This window comes from Rhizobium mongolense subsp. loessense, from assembly GCF_900099775.1.
Lineage (GTDB): Bacteria > Pseudomonadota > Alphaproteobacteria > Rhizobiales > Rhizobiaceae > Rhizobium > Rhizobium loessense.
Genome location: NZ_FMTM01000015.1, coordinates 1 through 17,990, shown reverse-complemented (window position 1 = coordinate 17,990; position 17,990 = coordinate 1). Strand labels below are relative to the sequence as shown.

The 17,990-nt window shown below is 59.7% G+C and carries 16 protein-coding genes; 10 read left to right on the top strand and 6 right to left on the bottom strand.

The genetic code is table 11. The features are described from left to right. Nucleotide 1: 1 nt before the first annotated feature. From BLP23_RS29245 to BLP23_RS29235, 3 genes are all read right to left on the bottom strand, one after another. Entirely contained in the window at nucleotides 2–1,537 is a 1,536-nt protein-coding gene (locus BLP23_RS29245; protein ID WP_092588308.1) for a sugar ABC transporter ATP-binding protein, read from the bottom strand. A 73-nt stretch (nucleotides 1,538–1,610) separates the two neighbouring features. Beyond that, nucleotides 1,611–2,606, bottom strand: a complete 996-nt coding sequence (gene rhaS, locus BLP23_RS29240) for a rhamnose ABC transporter substrate-binding protein (RefSeq protein ID WP_092588227.1) — start codon at nucleotides 2,604–2,606, stop codon at nucleotides 1,611–1,613. 50 nt (nucleotides 2,607–2,656) lie between these two features. Next, the gene (locus tag BLP23_RS29235) at nucleotides 2,657–3,469 is read right to left on the bottom strand and encodes a DeoR/GlpR family DNA-binding transcription regulator (protein WP_092588226.1); all 813 of its coding nucleotides are present in this window, start codon (nucleotides 3,467–3,469) and stop codon (nucleotides 2,657–2,659) included. A 197-nt stretch (nucleotides 3,470–3,666) separates the two neighbouring features. Between BLP23_RS29235 and BLP23_RS29230 the strand changes: the two genes are divergently transcribed. After that, the gene (locus BLP23_RS29230; RefSeq protein ID WP_092588225.1) at nucleotides 3,667–5,763 is read left to right on the top strand and encodes a bifunctional rhamnulose-1-phosphate aldolase/short-chain dehydrogenase; all 2,097 of its coding nucleotides are present in this window, start codon (nucleotides 3,667–3,669) and stop codon (nucleotides 5,761–5,763) included. A gap of 3 nt (nucleotides 5,764–5,766) precedes the next feature. Here the strand turns inward: BLP23_RS29230 and BLP23_RS29225 are convergent, their stop codons facing one another. Next, nucleotides 5,767–5,925 carry a YqaE/Pmp3 family membrane protein gene (locus BLP23_RS29225; protein ID WP_074064766.1) on the bottom strand — a complete coding sequence of 53 codons (159 nt, stop codon included), beginning with the start codon at nucleotides 5,923–5,925 and terminating at the stop codon, nucleotides 5,767–5,769. Nucleotides 5,926–6,005: 80 nt separating this feature from the next. On the opposite strand from BLP23_RS29225, the gene rhaI reads away from it, so the two are divergent. After that, nucleotides 6,006–7,298, top strand: a complete 1,293-nt coding sequence (rhaI, locus tag BLP23_RS29220) for an L-rhamnose catabolism isomerase (RefSeq protein ID WP_092588224.1) — start codon at nucleotides 6,006–6,008, stop codon at nucleotides 7,296–7,298. A gap of 53 nt (nucleotides 7,299–7,351) precedes the next feature. Here rhaI and BLP23_RS29215 read toward each other — a convergent pair whose 3' ends face one another. Then, complete coding sequence (locus tag BLP23_RS29215) at nucleotides 7,352–7,810, bottom strand: carboxymuconolactone decarboxylase family protein (protein WP_092588223.1); 459 nt, start codon at nucleotides 7,808–7,810, stop codon at nucleotides 7,352–7,354. Nucleotides 7,811–7,922: 112 nt separating this feature from the next. Between BLP23_RS29215 and BLP23_RS29210 the strand changes: the two genes are divergently transcribed. The 6 genes from BLP23_RS29210 (at nucleotide 7,923) to BLP23_RS29185 (ending at nucleotide 14,116) form a co-directional block, all read left to right on the top strand. Next, nucleotides 7,923–8,798, top strand: a complete 876-nt coding sequence (locus tag BLP23_RS29210) for a sigma-70 family RNA polymerase sigma factor (RefSeq protein WP_092588222.1) — start codon at nucleotides 7,923–7,925, stop codon at nucleotides 8,796–8,798. Nucleotides 8,799–8,957: 159 nt separating this feature from the next. Beyond that, a complete protein-coding gene (locus BLP23_RS29205; RefSeq protein ID WP_092588221.1) occupies nucleotides 8,958–10,484 on the top strand; it encodes an ABC transporter substrate-binding protein in 1,527 nt (508 codons plus the stop codon). A gap of 79 nt (nucleotides 10,485–10,563) precedes the next feature. Next, on the top strand, nucleotides 10,564–11,505 hold the full coding sequence (locus BLP23_RS29200) for an ABC transporter permease (RefSeq protein WP_167364028.1): 942 nt from the start codon (nucleotides 10,564–10,566) through the stop codon (nucleotides 11,503–11,505). Beyond that, nucleotides 11,505–12,374, top strand: a complete 870-nt coding sequence (locus BLP23_RS29195) for an ABC transporter permease (RefSeq protein WP_092588220.1) — start codon at nucleotides 11,505–11,507, stop codon at nucleotides 12,372–12,374. Before BLP23_RS29200 ends, BLP23_RS29195 begins: the two co-directional genes overlap by 1 nt. After that, on the top strand, nucleotides 12,375–13,583 hold the full coding sequence (locus BLP23_RS29190) for an amidohydrolase/deacetylase family metallohydrolase (protein ID WP_092588219.1): 1,209 nt from the start codon (nucleotides 12,375–12,377) through the stop codon (nucleotides 13,581–13,583). A 20-nt stretch (nucleotides 13,584–13,603) separates the two neighbouring features. Then, a complete protein-coding gene (locus BLP23_RS29185; RefSeq protein WP_092588218.1) occupies nucleotides 13,604–14,116 on the top strand; it encodes a RidA family protein in 513 nt (170 codons plus the stop codon). Nucleotides 14,117–14,127: 11 nt separating this feature from the next. Here BLP23_RS29185 and BLP23_RS29180 read toward each other — a convergent pair whose 3' ends face one another. Continuing rightward, a complete protein-coding gene (locus tag BLP23_RS29180) occupies nucleotides 14,128–14,967 on the bottom strand; it encodes an IclR family transcriptional regulator (protein ID WP_092588217.1) in 840 nt (279 codons plus the stop codon). Between the two features lie 102 nt (nucleotides 14,968–15,069). Between BLP23_RS29180 and BLP23_RS29175 the strand changes: the two genes are divergently transcribed. Both BLP23_RS29175 and BLP23_RS29170 read left to right on the top strand, forming a co-directional pair. Continuing rightward, nucleotides 15,070–16,266, top strand: a complete 1,197-nt coding sequence (locus BLP23_RS29175) for an aminotransferase class V-fold PLP-dependent enzyme (protein ID WP_092588216.1) — start codon at nucleotides 15,070–15,072, stop codon at nucleotides 16,264–16,266. A 36-nt stretch (nucleotides 16,267–16,302) separates the two neighbouring features. Further along, the coding region (locus BLP23_RS29170; RefSeq protein ID WP_092588215.1) for an ABC transporter ATP-binding protein at nucleotides 16,303–17,990 on the top strand (1,688 nt) is incomplete at its 3' end.

The following is a 17,990-nucleotide window of genomic DNA, read 5'->3' as shown; positions in this document are numbered from 1 at the left end:
CTCATGCATTTCCGGTCGCTGCGCGCACCAGTGTCTCTGGCGAAAGCTCTGCGCGCTCAAACAGACCGACCGACAACCCCTCTTTCATCACCAGGACACGGTCCGACATGCCGATGATTTCCGGCAGTTCGGAGGAGATCATGATGATCGAGAGCCCTTCGGCGGCAAGCTCGCTGATGAAGCCGTGGACCGCCGCCTTGGAACCGATATCGATGCCCTTGGTGGGCTCATCGAGGATAATGACCTTGGGCTGCGTCGCCAGCCATTTTCCGATGACGACTTTCTGCTGGTTGCCGCCAGACAGCGTGCCGACGGGGACGGACAGTGCGGCTGCGCGAAGGTCCAGCCGCTCGGCGTATTTGCGGGCGAGCGCAAATTCGTTGGCAGCCTTCAGGAAGCCCTTGCGCGAGGTGCGCGCCAGTGAAGGCAGCGTCATGTTCTGATAGATCGGCATTGGCAGTGCCAGGCCGTGGCGGCCGCGCTCTTCCGGCACATACACAATGCCGGCACGGATGGCGTCGAGCGGCGATGCCATCGAAATTTTCTTGCCGTCGAGCATGAGCCTGCCGGAGAGCGGCTTGGTGATGCCGAAAAGCGACTGGCAGAGTTCCGAGCGTCCAGCGCCGATCAGGCCATAGACGCCGAGGATCTCGCCTTTGCGAAGCGTGAAGGAAATATCGCGGAACTCCGTCCGGTGACAGTAATCCTGGACTTCGAGAACGGGGCCGCCGATCTCTACCGGAAACTTCGGAAACACGTTCTCGACATCGCGGCCGACCATGAGCTTCACGATCGCGTCCTGCGGCGTTTCCTTCAGCCTGCCGTTTCCGACAGCGCGGCCGTCGCGGAAGACGACGAAGTTGTCGGCAATCTCGTAAAGTTCGTCGAACTTGTGGCTTATGAAAAGGATCGCCTTGCCCTTTTCCTTCAGGCCCTGAACGATGCGGAAGAGATCGTCGATCTCCTTGCGCGAAAGGGCAGCCGTCGGCTCATCCATGATGACGATACGGGCCTCGATCGAAAGCGCGCGGGCAATTGCCACCAGATGACGTTGTGCGATCGAGAGGTCCTTCAGCCGGATTGTCGGATCGATGCTGCTTTCGAGTGAAGTCAACAGCTCTTTCGAGCGGCTGTTCATCGCCTTCCAGTCGATGGTGCGGAATTTTGTGCGCGGCGCATGGCCGAGGAAGATGTTTTCGGCAACCGTCAATTCGTCGAAGAGAACAGTTTCCTGATGGATGGCAGTGACGCCCGCATCGATTGCGGCCTGCGCGCTGGCGAAGGTGACGGGCTGGCCGTCGACGATGATCTCGCCTTCGTTCGGCCTGTAGATGCCGGTCAGGATCTTGACGAGAGTGGACTTGCCTGCGCCGTTTTCGCCGATCAGCGCGGTCACTTTGCCGGGGTAGAGTGCGATGCTGACCTTGTCGAGCGCCTTTACGCCGGGAAAGATCTGCGAAATGCCTCGCATTTCGAGGATGGCGGGCGCATCTGCGGCCTTGCGGTCCGCGGCGGGTTGTTGAAGGGCAGTGTTCATCAGCGCCTTACCGGTGTCGAATGAGAAATCCCGGCGGCCCAAGGCCGCCGGGCTTTATGCGTGATGGTTCAGATCAGAAGACCTTGGAGAACTGGTCGATATTTGAAGCGTTATAGACGAAGGGATCTGCCATGGCGGCCTCGCCGTTGTCGCCAACCTTGATCTTGCCCATACGCCCGGTTTCAATCTCGCTGCCCGGTTTGCCGTCAGTTTCACCCTTGACGAGGCGATAGGCGATCTGCGCGGCCGAATAGCCGAGGTCGATCGGGTTCCAGATGGCGAATTCCTTCGTGGCGCCCGACTTGATCGCACCGGCCATTTCGGACGGCAGGCCGAGACCCGTGACATAGACCTTACCGACGAGGCCCTTGTCTTCGACGACCTTGGATGCCGCCAGAACGCCGACCGTCGTCGGAGCGACGATGACCTTCACATTCGGGTTGGACTTCAAGAGGCCTTCGGCTTCGCGGTAGGACTTGTCGGAAAGGTCGTCGCCGTAAACGGTGGTGACGAGGTTCAGGCCGGGGAAGTCCTTGAGCTGCTTCTTCATCTGATCGATCCAGATGTTCTGGTTCGTCGAGGTGGTCGTTGCCGAAAGGATCGCGAAATCACCCTTGCCGCCGTCGAGGTGATTTTTCGCAAGGGTCAGGCACATCTTGCCGATCAGTTCGTTGGACGACGGGTTGAGCTGCAGGATGCGGCCTTCAGGAGCAACACCGGAATCCCAGGAAATGACCTTGATGCCGCGCTGGGTCGCCTTCTTCAAAGCCGGAACGACTGCGTCCGGGTCGTTCGCCGAAATCGCGATGGCATCGACGCCCTGTGCGATCAGCGAATTGATGACTTCAATCTGGCCTTCGGCCGTCGTCGAGGTCGGGCCGGTATAGATCACTTCGACGCCGCCGAGCTCCTTGGCGGCTTCCTGGGCGCCCTTGTTGGCCGCGTCGAAAAATCCGTTGCCGAGTGACTTGACGACGAGGCCGATCTTCATGTCGGCAGCACTGGCCGTGCCTGCCAGCATGGCGACGGCGAGTGCAACGCCCACCGCGAGCTTCTTTGCGAGTTTCATGCTTTCATCCTCCCACGTTGATTGAGACTAACTACACCTGGCCGGCGCTCTCAGGCGACCGACGAGGAATCCTCCTTTGCCGATTGCAGGCCAGCGCTCGCGACGACGAGCTTGATGCCTGCATCCTCGATCATCCTGACGGAATCTTCCTGAATGCCGTCGTCGGTGATGATCGCCGAAACACGGTCGAGCGGGCACAGAATGAGGCTCGACCGACGGCGGAATTTGCTGGAATCGACCATCACGACGAGTTCGTCGGCCTGATGCATCAGCTTCTGTTCGCTTTGAATGATCTGCGCGTCGGCTTCCATGATGCCGAGCGGGCCGACGCCCTGGGCTCCGATGAAAAAGCGGCGTGCATAGAAATTGCGGATGGCGTCGTTGTCGAAGGGCGACAGAATGAGGCTCTGTTCACGGTAGATCACACCGCCCGGCACCGTCACCGTATTCTTGGAATGTTTTACCAGATGTTCGGCGATCGCGAACGAATTGGTCATGACCTGCATGCGGTGCGCCGACATGAAGTGGACCATCTGAAACGTCGTCGTGCCGCCATTGATGATGATCGCATCGCCCGGGTCGCACAGATCCACGGCGGCACGCGCAATTGCGCGTTTTTTATCGATATTGACTGATTCTGAAACTCTGAAGGGACGCCCCGCAAGATTGCCGAGCTGCGGCGGATGGACGGCTTCTGCGCCGCCGCGCACCCGCCGGATCTTGCCCTGCACATGGAGAGCCGCGATGTCACGCCGGATCGTGGCCTCGGAAGCTTCGGTGAGCTCAGCAATATCCTGGATCGTGACGACCGACTTTTCCTGGACAGCGCTCAGGATGATGCGATGGCGTTCGCGTTCGTGCATTTGGCTCCTCCCCTGTCCGTATTTATTTCGTATCCGTTAAAAGCTGTCAATCAAAAACGATCAAAAAATCTCATACTGCGCTGCACAATAATTGTTTTTGATGGTTTTTGATTGACAATATGCATTTTGATGAGCGATATCATCACAGGATACAGCGTGGCTTTCGGCTGCGCCTAAGACACACAAGGGAGGATGACATGGCGGCCACCGTCCGGCTTCTTGAGAACCGTTGGGATGATTCTTACGCAGCAGGGCTCGATGAACCCGGCAAGCTGCTTTACCGCTCGAACCTCCTTGGCGCTGACAAGCGCATCACCAATTACGGCGGTGGCAATACTTCGGCGAAGGTGATGGAAACGGATCCACTGACCGGCGAGAAGGTCAAGGTTCTTTGGGTCAAGGGCTCTGGCGGCGATGTCGGGACCATTAAGCTCGACGGCTTTGCGACGCTTTATCAGGACAAGCTTGATTCGCTTAAGAGCATTTATAAGGGCGTCGAAGACGAAGATCGCATGGTCGGCTTTTTGCCGCATTGCACCTTCAATCTGAATTCCCGCGCCGCCTCGATCGACACGCCGCTGCATGGATTTGTGCCCTTCACGCATGTCGACCACATGCATCCGGACGCCATCATCGCGATCGCTGCAGCCAAGAATTCCAGGGAACTGACGAAGCAGGTCTTTGGCGAGGAAATCGGCTGGCTGCCCTGGCGCCGCCCCGGCTTCCAGCTCGGTCTCGATCTTGAAGCATTCGTCAAGGCGAACCCGGATGCCAAGGGTGTCGTCCTCGAGAGCCACGGCCTTTTCACCTGGGCGAACGACGCCAGGGCCTGCTACGAGCTGACGCTCGCCATTATCAACAAGGCCATCGAATGGTTCGCCCAGCAGACCGAAGGCAAGAAGATCTTCGGCGGCCAGGCGACCCAAAGCCTGCCGGTGGCTGAACGCCGGGCCATCGCTGCCCGCCTGATGCCGGAAATCCGCGGGCGGATCGGCAAGCAGGAGCGCAAGCTTGGCCATTTCGACGATCAGGAAGGCGTACTCGAATTTGTCAACTCGAAGGATCTCCGCTCGCTCGGCGCGCTTGGTACCAGCTGCCCGGACCACTTCCTGCGTACCAAGATCCGCCCACTGATCCTCGACTTCGACCCGGCAAAACCGGACGTAGGGGCGATCGTTGCCGGTCTCGACAAGGCGCTGGAAGACTATCGTGTCGATTACGCGCGCTATTACAATGACTGCAAGCACGGCAATTCACCGGCGATGCGAGATGCCAATCCGGTCATTTTCCTCATCCCCGGCGTCGGCATGCTGTCCTTTGCCCGCGACAAGGCAACGGCCCGCATCGCGAGCGAATTTTACGTCAACGCCATCAACGTGATGCGCGGTTCCTCGACGGTCTCCGAATATCAGGGTCTGCCTGAACAGGAAGCCTTCGATATTGAATACTGGCTCTTGGAAGAGGCAAAGCTGCAGCGCATGCCGAAGCCGAAGAGCCTTGCCGGCAAGGTGGCCTTTGTCACAGGCGGTGCCGGCGGTATCGGCCGTGCGACGGCGGCCCGTCTGGTAGGCGAGGGTGCCTGCGTGGTGCTTGCCGATATCGATCAGCCGGCACTGGAGGCGACGCAAGCCGATTTTGTGAAGACGTACGGTGCCGATGCGGTACGCAGCGTGAAGCTCGACGTCACCAAGGAAGATGCCGTGGTCTCGTCCTTTGCCGAATCCTGCGTCGAGTTCGGCGGCATCGACATACTCGTTTCGAACGCCGGTATTGCGTCTTCAGCGCCCATCGAAAACACCGAGCTTTCGATGTGGAATAAGAATATCGATATTCTGACGACCGGCTATTTCCTGGTTTCGCGCGAAGCCTTCCGCCTGTTCCGCCGTCAGAACCTCGGCGGCAACGTGGTCTTCGTCGCCTCCAAGAACGGCCTTGCCTCCTCGCCGAATGCGGCTGCCTATTGCACAGCGAAGGCTGCGGAGATCCATTTGGCCCGTTGCCTGGCGCTGGAGGGGGCAGAAGCAGGCATTCGCGTGAACACCGTGAATCCGGATGCGGTGCTGCGCGGCTCGAAGATCTGGAACGGCGAGTGGCGCGAACAGCGTGCGGCTTCTTCGAAGATCGAAGTCGACGACCTGGAGGAACACTACCGCAAGCGCTCGATGCTGAAGCTCAACGTCTTTCCCGAAGATATCGCCGAGGCGATCTATTTCCTCGCGTCGGATCTTTCGGCGAAATCCACCGGCAACATCATCAACGTGGATGCCGGCAACGCCCAGAGCTTCCCGCGCTAGGATCTACTTCCGGAGGATCACCCAAATGGCGTGGATGATCCCGGGCAGGTAGCCGCAAAGCGTCAGTAGGATATTGAGCCAGAAATGCAGGCCGAGCCCGACCTGCAGGAAGACACCGAGTGGCGGCAGGATGATCGCGAGAAGGATGCGGATAACGTCCACTAGCGCCTCTTTGGTGGCTGAGAGATAAAGCAATACAACGCAGAACAGGGCCTATGGTTCGCGTTTTCAGGGAGGATTTGATGGCCGAGTTTAAGATTGCGCAGCATCTGATTGCCGAGGAAAATGCCAAGCGCGCGGCGGCTCTCAAGGCCGATTACGACGCGCTCGGCGCAAATCTTGGACGCCGCGGCGTTGATATCGACGCCATTACGACGAAGGTCGCAGCATTCTTCGTGGCTGTTCCTTCTTGGGGCGTCGGTACGGGTGGTACGCGCTTTGCCCGCTTTCCCGGAAGCGGCGAACCGCGTGGCATCTTTGACAAGCTGGACGACTGCGCCGTCATTCATCAGCTGACGCAGGCAACGCCGACCGTTTCGCTGCACATCCCCTGGGATAAGGCTGATGCCGGTGAGTTGAGGGCCAAAGGCGATGCGCTCGGCCTTAGCTTCGATGCAATGAATTCCAACACGTTCTCGGACGCGCCGGGTCAGGAGCGCTCTTATAAATATGGCTCGCTCAGCCATACGGACGCCGCGACGCGACAGCAGGCCATCGAGCACAATCTGGAATGCATCGAGATCGGCAAGGCGCTCGGCTCAAAAGCGCTGACGGTCTGGATCGGCGACGGCTCGAATTTCCCTGGCCAGAGCAATTTTACCAAGGCTTTCGAGCGCTATCTTGCAGCGATGGCGGAGATCTACAAGGGGCTGCCCGACGACTGGCGGCTGTTTTCCGAGCACAAGATGTACGAGCCGTCCTTCTATTCGACCGTCGTGCAGGACTGGGGCACCAACTATCTGATCGCGCAGACACTCGGGCCGAAAGCCCAGTGCCTCGTCGATCTCGGTCATCATGCCCCGAACACCAACATCGAGATGATCGTGGCCAGGCTGATTCAGTTTGGCAAGCTTGGTGGTTTCCACTTCAACGATTCGAAATATGGTGACGATGACCTCGATGCCGGTGCAATCGAGCCTTACCGTCTGTTCCTCGTCTTCAATGAACTGGTCGACGCCGAGTATCGCGGGGTGAAGGGCTTCCATCCGGCTCACATGATCGATCAGTCGCATAATGTCACAGACCCGATCGAAAGCCTTATCAATAGCGCAAACGAAATCCGCCGCGCCTATGCGCAGGCCCTGATCGTCGATCGCGAGGCGCTGTCTTGCCATCAGAATGAAAATGATGCGCTGATGGCTGCGGAAACGCTGAAGCGCGCGTATCGCACCGACGTCGAGCCGATCCTCGCCGAAGCGCGTCGACGCGCCGGCGGCGCCATTGATCCGGTCGCTGCTTATCGCGCCAGCGGCTACAGGAAAAAGGTTTCCGCCGAACGTCCGGCTTCAGTGGCTGGCGGCGGCGGTATCATCTAGGCCTCCCAGGGCGTTGGGGCCGCCGCGACGACAGCGGCGGCCACAGGAAAGCCTCAGGGCTTCCAATCGCCGGCGATCTGGCGCGTCGCGACGTTCAGCCGATTCCAGACATTAATGTTGGCGATGGCGATCACGAGGGCCGCAAGGCTCTTGGCGTCGTAATGGCGTGCCGCCTCGTCCCAGATTTCGTCCGGCACCGGATCGGCGCGGTCGCTGACGCGGGTGACGGCTTCGGTCAGCGCCAGGGCCGCGCGTTCTGCCGGGCTGAAGTAAGGCGTCTCACGCCAGGCGGAAACGGCAAAGAGGCGTTCATCGGTCTCTCCGAGCCTGCGGGCGATGCGCGGATGACCGTCGACGCAGACGCCGCAGCCGTTGATCTGGCTGGCGCGCAGGTTGACGAGCTCGAGCAGCTTTGGCGAAAGGCCGCACTTTTGAGCAATATTCCCGAAAGCGAGCAGCGCCTGCATGGCTTCGGGGATGACGACGGCCGGATTTCCCATTCTCGATTGCATGATATGTCTCCTGCGATGTTTCAACGAATGACGCCGCCGGCCGCTTGTCTGTCACATCGGCCGGAATTCGTTCGTCATGGTGGTGACGTAACGCGATGAAGGAATGTGACCGATGGACGAGAAAAAACTTCTGGCGGACGAATTCGAGGCCAACCGCGCGCATCTGAAGACTGTCGCCTACCGCATGCTCGGCTCGCGTGCGGAGGCGGAGGATGCGGTGCAGGAGGCATGGCTCAGGTTCGGCCGCTCGGACACCAGCGAGGTTGGCAATCTCGGCGGCTGGCTGACGACGGTCGTGGCGCGCATCTGCCTCGATATGCTGCGCTCCAGGAAATCCCGGCGCGAAGAACCGCTCGATCCGCCGGTGCACGAAAAGATCGCCGATACCGCGAAGTCCGCCGACCCCGAGCGGGAGATCGTGCTGGCGGACTCCATCGGCGTCGCGCTGCTCGTCGTGCTGGAACAGCTTGCGCCGGCAGAGCGTGTCGCCTTTGTCCTGCATGACATGTTCGATCTGCCCTTTGACGAGATTGCGCCGGTCATCGGCCGCACACCGGAAGCAACCCGCCAGCTCGCAAGCCGTGCCCGCCGCCGCGTGCAGGGGACGACCGAGGCGCCCGAGGCCGGCATCGAGCACAAGAAAGAGGTCGTCCGGGCGTTCCTCGCCGCCTCGCGCGACGGCAATTTCCAGGCGTTGCTTGCTGTTCTTCATCCCGATGTTGTCTTCGCGCCTGACGCGACGGCCGCTCGTTTCGGACATGCCGGCGCACTGCGTGGCGCGCAGGCGGTTGCAACGACATTCGACGGGAGGGCGCGCGGCGCGCTGCCGGCTTTCGTAGACGGCGGCCTCGGTTTCATCGTTCGCATCCAGGATCAACTGCGCATCGTCGTCAAAATCGGTTTCGATGGCGAGAAGATCGCCACGATCGAGGCGATCGCCGATCCGGATCATATCGAGCGGATCAAATACCGCCTGTTCGACCGATAGGTCAGCCCGGCTTACGACGGCGCGCAGCACCAGCCCTTAGCGCGCCTTCTGATTTCTGCGCATAGGTCCACATTCCCGGTTGACAGGACCACTATGGCCGATATTCTATTATAAAGACTTATATAACATAACTATGGAACAACAAACCGGGAGCATGAAATGAAGACTCTAGTCGCAGTCCTTCTCGGCACGGCACTCGCCTCCTTGCCGACCACCCTGATGGCGCAGGAAAAAGGCGGTATCATCAATGTCGCGACGATCGGCGAGCCGCCGACGCTTGATCCGATGTCCTCGACTGCCGACCTCGTCGGGATCGTCACACAGCACATCTTCGAGACACTCTATACCTTCGACAAGAAGTGGAACGTCACACCGCTTCTGGCCGAAAGCCTGCCCGATATCAGCGGGGACGGCAAAAGCTACACGATCAAGCTGCGCACCGGCATCAAGTTCCATGACAACAGCGACATGACGTCGGAAGATGTCGTCGCATCGCTCACCCGCTGGACAAAGATCGCTTCGCGCGGCAAGCAGGCTGCAGGCTTCATCGAAGCGATCGCTGCAGTCGATCCGGCAACCGTCAAGATCACCCTGAGACAGCCCTATGCGCCGCTGACCTCTCTGCTTGCCTTCAACAATTCCGCTGCAATCATCATCCCTTCCGACAAGCAGGACGAGCCGATGAAGGAATTCATCGGAACCGGTCCCTACATGCTGAAGGAGCGCAAGGCCGACCAGTATATTCAGCTCGTTCGCTTTAGCGGCTACAAGTCACGTGATGGCGAGAGCGACGGCTATGGCGGCGCGCGTCACCAGTATCTCGATGAAATCCGTTTCGTTCCGGTGCCGGATCCGAACACCCGCGTCGAGGCTGCCGTCTCCGGCCAGTATGACTATGTCGATTCCATCCCGGTCGAATCCTTCGACAAGCTGAAGGCATCGACGGCCTCGCAGCCGATCATCCTCAAGCCCTTCGGCTATCCGGTCTTCGTCTTCAACACCAAGGAGGGCATTGCAAAGAACATCGAGGTCCGCAAGGCTATCCGCCAGGCCCTCAGCATGGAGGACATGCTGGCCGCTGCCTTCGGCAGCACCGATTTCTACACGCTGGACGGCGATATCTATCCGGAAGCCTATTCCTGGCACACCGATGCCGGCGTTGAAGGCAATTACAATATTGCAAAGCCCGAAGAGGCTGCCGAAGCCTTAAAGAACACGGGCTACAACGGCGAACCGCTGCGTATCCTCACCAGCCGTCAGTACGAATTCCACTACAAGATGGCGCAGGTTGCAGCGGAGTATCTGAAGCTCGCGGGCTTTACCGTCGACATGCAGGTCGTCGATTGGGCGACCCTGACGCAGCGCCGCGCCGATCCGAAGCTCTGGGACATTTATATCAGCCACAGCCCGTTCCTGCCGGAGCCGGCGCTGATCGGCTCGCTCTCGACCAGTTCGCCGGGGTGGTGGGATACGCCTGCCCGCAAGGCAGCCGTCGATGCCTTCACCTCTGAAGTCGATTCTGCCAAGCGCATCGAACTCTGGGCCAATGTCCAAAAGGCGATCTATGACGATGCGCCATTCATGAAGATCGGCGACTTCAACGCCGTCTCGGCGGAATCGAACAAGCTCGAAGGTGTCGATCCGGCTCCGTGGCCGTATTTCTGGAACGCTTCGATCAAGAAGTGACGACTGATCCTCGGGATGCCGGTCGCCGGCCGGTGTCTCTCTTCCACGGTGCCCGGCTGGGCATAGGGACCACATTTCAATGATCCGTTACATTCTTCAGCGCCTCTTCGGCATGATCGTTGTGATGTTCCTCGTCGTCACGATTGTCTTTGTCATCGTGCGCGTGACGCCAGGTGATCCGGCAGCCGTCATGCTGGGGCCAGATGCAACGCCTCAGGATATCGCCGAGCTTCGCGGTCGTCTCGGGCTCGATCAGTCGCTCCTGGTGCAATATGTCTATTACATCAGCCAGCTCCTGAGAGGCGACCTCGGGCAATCGATCTTCTTGAACATGCCGGTCACCGCAGCCCTTCTAGACCGCGCCGAGCCGACGTTTTTCCTGACGGTGTTCTCGCTGGCGATTGCCTGCGTCATCGCGCTGCCGATCGGTATTTATGCCGCCTATCGCCGCGGTTCCTTCGTCGATCAGGCGGCCACGACGCTTGCAATGTTTGCGGCAAGCATTCCGAGTTTTTGGCTCGGCCTGATTCTGATGCAGTTCTTCGCCGCGCGCTTCAACTTCTTTCCGGTTTCGGGCTATGGCGGTCCGGGCGCGAATTTCTTTGGGCGCATGTATCACCTGACATTGCCAGCCTTTGCGCTCGGTATTGTTTCCTCGGCGCTGATCTTGCGTTTCACACGTGCTTCGATGCTTGACGTGCTCGGCGACGACTATATCCGCACGGCACGCGCCAAAGGCCTGATCGAACGCCGGGTGATCCTCAAGCACGCGCTCAAGAACGCGCTGATCCCGATCCTGACCGTTATCGGGTTGACTGCGGCGGTGTTGATTTCAGGCGCGGTCGTGACCGAAACGGTCTTCGGCCTTCCAGGTGTCGGCAATCTGGTCGTCTCGGCGGTCCTTCGTCGCGATTACCCGGTCATCCAAGGAGCGCTGCTCATCGTTGCAGCCCTTTACGTGCTGATCAATTTTGCGATCGACATGCTCTATCTTTTGGTCGATCCGAGGGTGCGCTACTGATGACGGATATTTCAACGCGGCCCGCCTTAAGCGAGGGCAGCAAGTTTCTCCGGCGTTTCCTGAAGCGCAAGACCGTTGCCTTCGGCATGCTCATCCTCACGATCTTCGTGCTCTTGGCAATCCTTGCTCCATGGGTCACTCCATATTCGCCCTCCAAGCTTTCGATCGTCAACCGGCTGAAGCCGCCGAGCGGAATCTTCTTCTTTGGAACGGATGAATTCGGCCGCGACGTCTTCTCGCGAACGATCTTTGCTGGGCGCCTGTCACTGCTCGTCGGCGCTGCCGTCGTCGTGCTTTCGGCGCTGATCGGGGTGAGCCTCGGTCTGCTTGCGGGCTTCTTCAAGCAATTCGACACGCCAATCGCCCGGCTGATCGACGCGATGATGGCCTTTCCGGACATTCTGTTGGCCATCGCGTTGGTCGCCGCCCTTGGACCGTCGCTAACCACGGTCATCATAGCGTTGTCGATCGTCTATTCGCCACGCCTTGCACGCATTGTCCGTGCATCGACGCTGGTCATCCGCGAACTGCCCTATGTCGAGGCCGCGCAAGCACTCGGGATTTCAACCTTCCACATCATGACCCGGCATGTCCTGCGCAATCTGCTTTCGCCGATCCTCGTGCAAGGCACCTTCCTCTTTGCCAGCGCCATGCTGGCTGAAGCCGGCCTTTCCTTCCTCGGCCTTGGCGTCAGCCCCGAAATTCCGACCTGGGGAACGATGATCGCCGCCGGGCGGCAGTATATCGGCCAGGCCGATTGGATGACGCTGTTTCCGGGCGTCGCCATCGTTCTTTCCGTGCTCTCACTGCAGATGGTCGGCGACGGGCTGCGCGACATGCTCGATCCAAAACTTCGAAAGGACCTTTGAATGACCGGGGAACAAGCGCGCGAGCCGCTCCTCCTCACCAATGTGAAGCCTATGGCCTTTGGTGCTGAAGTCGCAGGCAATGCAGTTGACATCCTCATCGACGGCAACGGCCGGATCGCACAGGTCGGTCCGCAGCTTTCAGTCTCTCACGAGATGATCTGCGTCGATGGCAAGGGGGCCTGGATTTCACCGGGCTGGGTCGATCTCCACGTCCATATCTGGCATGGTGGCACCGATATCTCGGTCCGTCCGTCCGAATGCGGTGCCGAGCGCGGCGTAACCACGCTGGTCGATGCGGGTTCTGCCGGTGAGGCCAATTTCCACGGTTTCCGCGAATATATCATCGAGCCATCGCGCGAGCGCATAAAAGCCTTCCTGAACCTCGGTTCGATCGGTCTCGTCGCCTGCAACCGCGTCGCTGAATTGCGGGACATCCGCGATATTGATCTTGACCGCATCCTTGAATGCTATGCTGAAAACAGCGAGCACATCGTCGGCATCAAGGTGCGCGCCAGCCACGTCATCACCGGCTCGTGGGGTGTGACGCCGGTAAAGCTCGGCAAGAAGATCTCCAAGATTCTCAAGGTTCCGATGATGGTGCATGTCGGCGAGCCACCGGCTCTTTATGATGAAGTGCTGGAGATCCTGGGTCCCGGCGACGTCATCACCCATTGCTTCAACGGCAAGGCCGGTTCGAGCATCATGGAAGACGAGGACCTTTTCGACCTCGCGCAGCGTTGCGCGGGCGAGGGCATCCGCCTCGACATCGGCCATGGCGGCGCCTCCTTCTCCTTCAAGGTCGCGGAAGCCGCAATCAAGCGCGGCCTCTTGCCCTTCTCGATCTCGACGGACCTGCATGGCCATTCGATGAATTTTCCGGTTTGGGATCTGGCGACGACCATGTCGAAGCTGCTTTGCGTTGGCATGCCTTTCGACAAGGTGGTGGCAGCGGTCACGCATGCGCCTGCCTCCGTCATCAAGCTTTCGATGGAAAACCGGCTTGCCGTCGGACAGCGCGCCGATTTCACGGTCTTCGATCTCGTCGATTCCGATGTCGAAGCGACCGATTCCAACGGCGACGTTTCTGTTCTTAAGAAGCTGTTCGAGCCTCGCTATGCGGTGATCGGCAACGAGGCGATTGCCGCAAGCCGTTACATTCCGCGTGCCCGCAGGCTCGTGCGCCACAGCCACGGTTATTCCTACCGCTAAAAGCCAAAACAGAAATCCGCATGACAGGAGTTTGCGTGAACATGTCTCCAGCCAACGCCAAGCCGGCAAGCTCGCCTTATGAAAGGCTTGCCGCGCTCGGTATAGAGCTTCCCCCCGCGCCGCCGCCGATCGCCCATTTCGTGACCCATGTGCTGGAGGGTAATATTCTCTACCTCTCCGGTCAGGGGCCGCGCGAGGCCGATGGCTTTCTTTATTCTGGCAAGGTCGGCGCTGAAATCGGCGTCGAGGATGCCTATAGACATGCGCGGCTCACCGGCATCAATCTTCTCGCCGTCATGCACGATGCGCTTGGCGATCTTTCCCGGGTAAAGCGCGTCGTGAAGCTGCTCGGCATGGTCAACGCCGTACCCCAGTTTGCAGACCATCCAAGCGTTATCAATGGATGCTCGGATCTCTTCGTCGACGTTTTTGGAAAAGACACCGGCAGTCATGCCCGTTCGGCGGTTGGCTTCGGCTCGCTGCCGGGTAACATCACAGTCGAAATCGAGGCGATCATCGCCTTGCGTGATTGAAGAGGGAAAGCCTAGTGGTTGCGCCAGCCCATGATCTTTTCGATGCGTTCGGCCGATGTCCGCACGTGCGCGGTATAGTGGTTCTCGTCGGAAAAAGCCTTCTGTTCTGGAAGGACAATGGAAATGGTCGCGACGCATTGGCCATCTCTGTCGCAGATCGGCGAAGCGATGCAGGCGACCGCATAGTCGGACTCGCCAGCCTGGATCGACAGGCGGGACTGAAACGCCGCAGCCGCCGAGGCGGAAAGCACGCCGGGGTCCATCTCGGCGCGGCCGGTCGGCGAGGATTTGGCGCAGCGCTTGAAAAGTTCGATGCGCTCTTCTTGCGGCAGGTGGCCGACAAGCAGGCGGCCCGATGCGGTCCAGTTCAGCGGGACGCGTGTGCCGACACGCGAAGCGACCTGGAAATGGCTCGGGCCGTCGGCCATGGCAAGCACGAGCATATAGTCGCCGTCGCGGCCGCAAACCTGAACGGTTTCGCCCACCTGGCGGCAAAGATCGTGCATCTCATGCGTCGCGACGCTCATGAAATCGAGCGAGCGGGCATAGGCAAGGCCGTAATGGTAGAGCCGCGGACCGAGCCAGATCGTGCCGTCGCCATTGCGCGTCAGCATGTTCTTTTCGACCAGATCATCAACGATGACGTAGACCGTCGAGAGAGGCGCCTTCACAGCCTTAGCGATTGCATAGACTCCCGTCGGAGAGCCGGTTTCGTAAAGGTGATCAATGACCTGCAGCGCGCGGTCGATACCGCTCACCCGCGAGCGACGTGCGCCCTTACCGCCGGGTTCGTCAACAGGTGCCTCGTTTTCGGAGTAAACTACTGATGATGTCTTGCCGTCCAATTCCACGCTCCTCGTATGCGGGCATGAGTCTATTACATTACTATGGGATAGCGGTCGACGATACAAGCTGCAACAATCGCCATCTCGCCATTCAATCTGGAGATACATATGTCTGATGACATTCGCGCGTCGATCGGCCTTCGTCCGGTCATCAACGTTTCCGGCACGATGACCAGCCTCGGCGCATCAATCGTCGTCCCCGAGGCAATCGCGGCCATGTCGTCGATCCTGCCGCAATTTGTCGAAATCAACGATCTGCAGCGCAAGGCCAGCGCCGTCATTGCGCGGTTGACGGGTGCGGAAGCCGGTTTCGTGACGGCATCCTGCTCCGCGGGCATTTCCCTGGCCGTCGCAGGTGCTATCACCGGTAACGACCTGTTGGCGATCGAGAAACTCCCGGACGTAACGCCAGAAAAGAACGAGGTTCTGGTGCAGATGGGCCATGTTGTGAGCTATGGCGCACCCGTCGATCAGGCGATCCGCCTTGCAGGCGCCAAGGCGGTGCTGATCGGTCAGGCGACATCGACCCATCGTTTTCACATGGAAAATGCAATCACCGAAAGGACGGCTGCGGTCGTCTACGTCGTGTCCCACCACGTCGTCGACTATGGCCTTCTGAACCTCAAGGAATTCGTCGAGATCGCCCACGCCAAGGGCGTGCCGGTCATCGTCGATGCGGCGTCGGAGTATGACCTGCGTGTTTTTCTGGAGCAGGGCGCAGATATCGCGCTCTATTCCGGCCACAAATTCCTCGGCGGTCCGACGTCCGGCATCGTCGCCGGCAAGAAGGACCTGGTGCGCAACGCCTTCCTGCAGAACATGGGCATCGGCCGCGGCATGAAGGTCGGCAAGGAGAGCATTTTCGGCGTCATGGCCGCCCTGGAGGCTTGGGAAAAGCGTGACCACGCCGGCATTCGCGAGCGCGAAACCGGCTACCTCAATCTCTGGAAGCAGATGCTGGACGACCGCCCCGGCGTAACTGCGCTGCTCGAACCCGATCCGACCAAGAATCCGCTTGATCGCCTGCGGGTCATCCTCAAACCGGAGGAAACCCACATCACCGCCTGGGATTTGGCCGACGCGCTGGCGCGCGGGACGCCACCGATCATCGTACGCGACCACGAAGTCGAGCATCAGTATTTCTATCTCGACGCCTGCAATCTGCACCCCGGCCAGGAAAAGATCGTTGCAAACCGCTTGGCCGAAGAACTGGACAAGGCGCGCGCCTCCAACGAGATCATCGCAACCCCCATCGAAAACCGCGGCAAGCGCCGGTTCGACGCTGTGTTGCGCTGGCCGGATTGATCTTCCCGGTTTTGAGGCATCCAAGAGGAATCGAACATGGCAGGCTTTCAGGCGCAGGCGATCCAGCAGGTAGAACCCGTTCTCTCCGTCGAGAATCTCACGACATCGTTTCTGGTCGAGGGAGAGTGGAAGCCTGTCGTCCGCGATGTTTCCTTTCGTGTGGCGCCGGGCGAAACGGTTGCAATCGTCGGCGAGTCGGGGTCTGGCAAGAGCGTCACGTCGCTGTCGATCATGCGGCTGCTGCAGCCCGATACGAGCCGGATCGAAGGCAAGATCATGCTTGGAGACCGCAATCTGCTGGCACTTCGGGAAAGTGCCATGCGGCAGGTGCGCGGCAATGACGTCTCGATGATCTTTCAGGAGCCGATGACGAGCCTCAATCCGCTCTTTACGATCGGCGACCAGATTTCCGAAGCGCTGCTTTGCCATTCGCCCATGTCGAAGACCGAAGCGCGAGGCGAAGTGATCCGGCTTCTGGAAAAGGTCCGCATTTCCTCCGCCGCCTCGCGTTTCGACGAATATCCGCACCGTTTTTCCGGAGGCATGCGCCAACGTGTGATGATCGCCATGGCGCTTGCCTCCAAACCGAAGCTGCTGATTGCCGACGAACCGACTACGGCGCTCGACGTCACCATCCAGGGGCAAATCCTCGATCTCATCAAGATGCTGCAGGAGGAGGAAGGAACCTCTGTTCTCTTCATCACCCACGACATGGGCGTCGTCGCCGAAATAGCCGACAGAACTGTGGTGATGTATCGCGGCGAGCAGGTTGAAACGGGCGCGACGGCCGACATTTTCCATCGCGGCCGTCACCCCTACACGCGCGCGCTGCTTTCGGCCGTGCCGGTGCTGGGCTCAATGCAGGGACACGAAAGGCCGCTGCGTTTTCCCGTCGTCAATGCAGCAACGGGCGAATGCGACGTTCCGGTGGAAGTCGGCGACACGGTTGCTGCTTCGGCAAGGCCTGTCTTGGAGGTGCGGAACCTCACCAAGCGCTTTGATATCCACTCTGGTCTCTTCGGCCGCTTGAGCGGACGCGTGCATGCCGTTGAAAATGTTTCCTTCGATCTCTTTGCCGGTGAGACGCTGTCATTGGTCGGCGAATCCGGATGCGGAAAGTCGACGACCGGCCGCGCCATCATGCGGCTGATCGAACCGCAAAGCGGCTCAGTGAAGGCCGAGGGCAGGGACGTTCTGGCACTCGACAAGAACGGAATGCGCGAGATGCGCAAGACCGTGCAAATGATTTTTCAGGATCCGTTCGCCAGCCTCAATCCGCGAATCCGCGTCGGTGCGGCGATCGCCGAGCCTTATTTTGAACACAAAATGGGAACGGCAAAGCAGGCCAAAGAGAAGGCTGCCGACCTTCTGGAAAAGGTCGGCCTTTCAGCCGATATGGCGTCGCGCTTTCCGCACGAGTTCTCCGGTGGTCAGCGTCAGCGCATCTGCATTGCCCGGGCGCTGGCGCTCGATCCGAAGGTGATCGTCGCCGATGAAAGCGTCTCGGCGCTCGACGTCTCGATCAAGGCGCAGGTCATCAATCTGATGCTGGACCTGCAGCAGAGCCTCAACCTCGCCTTCCTGTTCATCTCGCATGACATGGCCGTCGTCGAACGCGTCAGCCACCGTGTTGCGGTCATGTATCTCGGTGAGATCGTCGAGATCGGCCCGCGTGCTGCCATCTTCGCCAACCCGCAGCACCCTTATACGAAGACGCTGATGGC